Source organism: Bradyrhizobium sp., from assembly GCF_017881085.1.
GTDB lineage: Bacteria > Pseudomonadota > Alphaproteobacteria > Rhizobiales > Xanthobacteraceae > Bradyrhizobium.
Genome location: NZ_JADGRI010000437.1, coordinates 1 through 3,513, shown reverse-complemented (window position 1 = coordinate 3,513; position 3,513 = coordinate 1). Strand labels below are relative to the sequence as shown.

Genomic DNA, 3,513 nt, shown 5'->3' with positions numbered 1-3,513 from the left:
CTTGGACAGATGGTACCGCTTGCCCATCGAGCGCGGCTGCTGATCATCGGACTGCTTGTGTGTTTGTCCACGATCTCCAACGCCGCGCCATCCAGCCAGCTCAGGAGCAGGGGCAAGGCCCTGCTGCAGGAAAACTGCGGCCGCTGCCATGCCGTCGGCGCCACCGGCAGGAGCCCGCTGAAAGCGGCCACGCCGATGCGCAATGTCTACGCCAAGTTTGATCCGCGCGAGCTGCAGGCCGAACTCACGGAAGGCATGGTTTCCCGGCACCGGGAGATGCCGCAGATCGACTTTTCCGACGAGGACGTCGACGCGATCCTGGCCTATCTTTACGCGCTTTCGGTCAGGAAATAGCGGCGTCGCTCACTGAGTTACGGCGCCCGTTTGCGCCTCTTGATGACGAGCAAGATCGGGTGACAACCCTGTGGACAGTCTGTGGAAAACCGTTTGATGGCGGCGTGGAGAACCGCTGCTTCAGTCATCCGCGAGCTTCTTCAGGGTCGCTCTAAAGCTGAGGCTGCGGGTTCCCACCAAGGCGGTGCCGAACACCTCGGCCCGGTCGTCGCTGAACGTCCCGGAAAATCCGCTGCTGACCTCCTGCCCAGCGGACAGCGGGCGAACGAAGGGGTCGGCAAGGGGCGTGTGCTGGTTGGTGGTGAGCTGCCCCTTCCAGGTTCCGTCACCCACCGTGTAGGAGCCGACCGACCAGAAATAGGGACCGCCGCCGATCAAAACGCCGTCCCGCAGGACCAGGATCCCGCTGTCACGGCCCCTCACGCCGTCAAGCATATGCATGTGGATGGAATAGAGCCCGTTCTTCATGGCTGATGATGCCGTCCCCTCGGGCTGGAACGATACCGCCTGCGGCGAGGCGCGTCGACCTGTGGATAGCCTCCGTATATCTTGCCTATAACGCTGTGAACTATCCGTGGGTCTGGCCTCGCCTGATGCCCGTTCGAATCCGAGAGCCCTGAAAGGCTATCGCTCGCTGTCTCCAGCGCCTGTATAATGTGACGACCCCACGGAGGGAGCCAACATGACCGCGATCCAGCATGAATTTTACCGCAGTTCGCGCGGGCCAGGCCCGGCCGATGAGGATTGGTGGTCGCTCGTCTTCGATCCCGAAACCAGGCGTCTGCTGGTGCGTCATGAATGGCAGGCGTCCGGGCATGGCGGCTTCGACGATCTGGACGTCACCGAATTCCTGGAGCAGGCCGGCGGCGCTCAGACGGCCCTGATCGACAGCCTGTTTAGGGTCCCGGCCGACGCCTGAGGATCGATGCGCGGGAAACCGGCCGAATGGATGGCGTCGCCGCGGCCCGGAGCCGGGTCATTGATGTCGCGGGGGATAAGGTTTATCCGGCTGCTTTGCATTCCCGCGGACCCTCGATGACCTCCACCTTCACCCCCTCTACCCACCGCGCGAGTTTCGCGATCGGCAACGAACACGTCGCCAGGCGCGTGGTCGATCTGCTGACCGAGAGCTTTTTCGAGGGTCAGGCCGCGATTGCCGCGTTCGAAGGGCCCCGCGGGCGCTGGGACATCACCGTGCATTTTGCCGAGGCGCCGGATCAGGTCTCGATCCGCGAGTTGGTCGGCCTTGCCGCCGGCGGCGAAGTCGCCGCGGACATCGCCTTCGACATCGTGGAAGCCAGGGACTGGGTCAGGGCGACGCTGGAAGAACTGGTCCCGGTCCGCGCCGGGCGCTTCATCGTGCATGGCCAGCATGACCGCGCCAAGGTGCCGCCCAACAAGCTCGGCATCGAGATCGAGGCGGCGCTGGCGTTCGGCACCGGCCACCACGGCACCACGCGGGGCTGCCTCTTGCTGCTCGATCACGTACTGAAGGCGTATCGCCCGCGGCGCGTGCTCGATCTCGGCACCGGCACCGGCGTGCTGGCCATCGCCGTGGCGAAAGCGCTACATATCAAGGTGCTGGCGAGCGATATCGATCCACTCTCGGTCAGGGTGGCGCACGACAACGCGCGGCTGAATGGGACGGGGGATCTGGTGGAGACCGTCCGCGCAAGCGGATTCTCCGCGCCGGAATTCGCGCCGCGCGCGCCGTTCGATCTGGTGCTGGCGAACATCCTCGCCAATCCGCTGCGGCAGATGGCGACGCCGATGGCGCGGCATCTGGCGCCGTCGGCGCTGGTCATTCTGTCGGGTCTGCTGCCGCATCAGGCCCAGAGCGTGATCGCCGCCTACCGCACGCGCGGGCTGGTGCTGCAACGGCGCATTCAAATCGAAGGCTGGAGCAGCCTGTTGTTACAGAACGCGGGGTGAGGAGCCGCCGCCTCCATGATCGAGGAACCATCTCCCGGGAAGGCCTGCGGTGACTGCACCGCACCCTATGCTGCAAGGTGATGGCGATCGAGGAGCTCGCAAAGCCGGTGAATACCTGGTGCCCACATTGCAAGCCGGGGCGCGGTTGTCTGATTTATCCCGACCGGCCGGGCGAGTGCCAAACCTTCAGCTGCCTTTGGCTGGTCCATGACCAGCTGGACCACCATTGGATGCCGAGCAAATCCAGGTTCGTCCTGACGACATCGGAAGACGGAATCGAAGTCAGGTGCGACCCGGGTTTTCCCGATGCCTGGCGCAAGGAGCCCTATCGGGGCGAAATACGCGAATGGGCCGTATCTGGTGAAACCCATGACGTGACGGTGGTCGTCATGACAGGTCAAAAAATGACACTGGTCACTCCCGATCGGGAGTTTGATCTCGGCGTCGTGCAGCCGGATGAACGAATTGTGCGGGAAATCGAAGGCACTCAGGTCGTGAACGCCACCGTGGTGAAGGCATCCGACCTGAATGAAATATAGCCGCCGCCGGAGTCGAAATTGATCGGCCGTTGACGATGGACTTCGGCCTGTCCAGATGCGGTCTATTTCGCCGGCTTGCGCGGGCGGCGGGCAATGACGCCCTCTTCCTCGCGCAACGTCCGCTTCACGCGCGCCTCGACGAAGCGATCCAGGATTTGAACGATGACACCGCGTTGCTTCTTGGCGATCGGAGCAATCGGGCCGCGGCGGACCGGCGGCGAGATCTTCTCGAACGTGAATGCAGGCATAGTGTGTATCCCCTCGCCATTGAGTTGAGACACCCCTGGATTTCCTCCTGTTATCGTTGGATCAACTGCCGGTGACAGCAATTTGTTCCAGCCTGTCTAACGCAGGTGCAACAATTCAAGCACAGCCTTTGCCAAATGGAAAGGATTTGTGACGCATTGCGCAGTTCTCCCCGCAATCTTAAGGTAGCCTGGCGATGTTCGAAGCCCTTTTCCAGACGTTCGAAGAGCCCGAAAGCGGCGTGGCGCTGACTGCGCGGCTGTCCGCCTTTCGCGAAGAGCTGGCGCGGCGGAATTTGACCGGATTCGTGGTTCCCCGTGCCGATCAGCAGCAAAACGAATACGTCGCGCCGTCGGAGGAGCGGCTGGCCTGGCTCACCGGGTTCACCGGATCGGCCGGACAGGCGATCGTGCTGTCGCAGGCAGCCGCGGTGTTCGTCGAC

The 3,513-nt window shown here is 63.2% G+C and carries 7 protein-coding genes; 5 read left to right on the top strand and 2 right to left on the bottom strand.

From position 1 onward, the window contains the following. On the top strand, positions 1-354 hold a 354-nt coding region (locus QZ213_RS26160; RefSeq protein ID WP_291688956.1), incomplete at its 5' end, for a cytochrome c. 120 nt (positions 355-474) lie between these two features. Here the strand turns inward: QZ213_RS26160 and QZ213_RS26155 are convergent. After that, positions 475-822, bottom strand: coding sequence for a GrlR family regulatory protein (locus QZ213_RS26155; RefSeq protein ID WP_291688955.1), 348 nt, complete (start codon positions 820-822; stop codon positions 475-477). Between the two features lie 214 nt (positions 823-1,036). Between QZ213_RS26155 and QZ213_RS26150 the strand changes: the two genes are divergently transcribed. From QZ213_RS26150 to QZ213_RS26140, 3 genes are all read left to right on the top strand, one after another. Next, positions 1,037-1,273 (top strand): hypothetical protein, encoded by a 237-nt coding sequence (locus tag QZ213_RS26150; protein ID WP_291688954.1) that lies wholly within the window; start codon positions 1,037-1,039, stop codon positions 1,271-1,273. Positions 1,274-1,389: 116 nt separating this feature from the next. Beyond that, positions 1,390-2,286 carry a 50S ribosomal protein L11 methyltransferase gene (locus tag QZ213_RS26145; RefSeq protein ID WP_291688953.1) on the top strand — a complete coding sequence of 299 codons (897 nt, stop codon included), beginning with the start codon at positions 1,390-1,392 and terminating at the stop codon, positions 2,284-2,286. A gap of 80 nt (positions 2,287-2,366) precedes the next feature. Further along, positions 2,367-2,825: a hypothetical protein gene (locus QZ213_RS26140; protein ID WP_291688952.1), complete on the top strand. Its 459-nt coding sequence runs from the start codon at positions 2,367-2,369 to the stop codon at positions 2,823-2,825. Between the two features lie 62 nt (positions 2,826-2,887). On the opposite strand, the gene QZ213_RS26135 is transcribed toward QZ213_RS26140, so the two are convergent. Next, on the bottom strand, positions 2,888-3,073 hold the full coding sequence (locus QZ213_RS26135) for a hypothetical protein (protein WP_291688951.1): 186 nt from the start codon (positions 3,071-3,073) through the stop codon (positions 2,888-2,890). Positions 3,074-3,267: 194 nt separating this feature from the next. Between QZ213_RS26135 and QZ213_RS26130 the strand changes: the two genes are divergently transcribed. Continuing rightward, the coding region (locus QZ213_RS26130) for an aminopeptidase P family N-terminal domain-containing protein (RefSeq protein WP_291688950.1) at positions 3,268-3,513 on the top strand (246 nt) is incomplete at its 3' end.